The 535-nt window shown below is 64.1% G+C and carries 1 protein-coding gene; it reads right to left on the bottom strand.

Annotation, left to right across the window (positions count from 1 at the left end):
- On the bottom strand, positions 1-535 hold a 535-nt coding region (locus tag HV744_RS36730; RefSeq protein WP_175154107.1), incomplete at both ends, for a PAS domain-containing protein.

The following is a 535-nucleotide window of genomic DNA, read 5'->3' as shown; positions in this document are numbered from 1 at the left end:
CTCATGCGCGATGGAGGCCGCGAGCTGGCCCATGGTGGCCACGCGGTTGGCGTGCGCCAGTTCTGCCTGCACCGCGCGATAGCGCCGCTCGCTCCCGCGGGCCTCTTCCTCCGCCCGTTTGCGCTCGGTCAGATCGAGCACGAACGCGACGCCTTCCTTCCCTCCTGCTTCGAAAGCCGTCCCACCGACCATGACGGGCACGCGACCGCCGTTTTTCCTGTTGTACTCCTTTTCGAAGGGCTGTACGCTCCCCGATGCCCCGATCTCTCGTAGCGCCCGTTCATCGCTCTCGCGCCATTCCGGGGGTGTCAGGTCCGTCCAGCGTATCCGACCAGAGACAAGATCTTGTCGCTCGTATCCCACCATACGAAGGAAGGCATCATTGGCTTCGAGAATGTCACCATCGGCATTCCAGACGATGATCCCGATGATGTTGGAGTCGACGAGGCGCCGGATCTTCGCTTCGCGTTCGGCGAGGCCGCGGTACAGATGGGCATTCTCCAGCGCGATCGCGGCCTGCGAGGCCACCAGCCTC

The organism is Paraburkholderia ultramafica, from assembly GCF_902859915.1.
Taxonomy (GTDB): Bacteria; Pseudomonadota; Gammaproteobacteria; order Burkholderiales; family Burkholderiaceae; genus Paraburkholderia; species Paraburkholderia ultramafica.
This window is presented reverse-complemented; position numbering and strand designations above follow the sequence as displayed.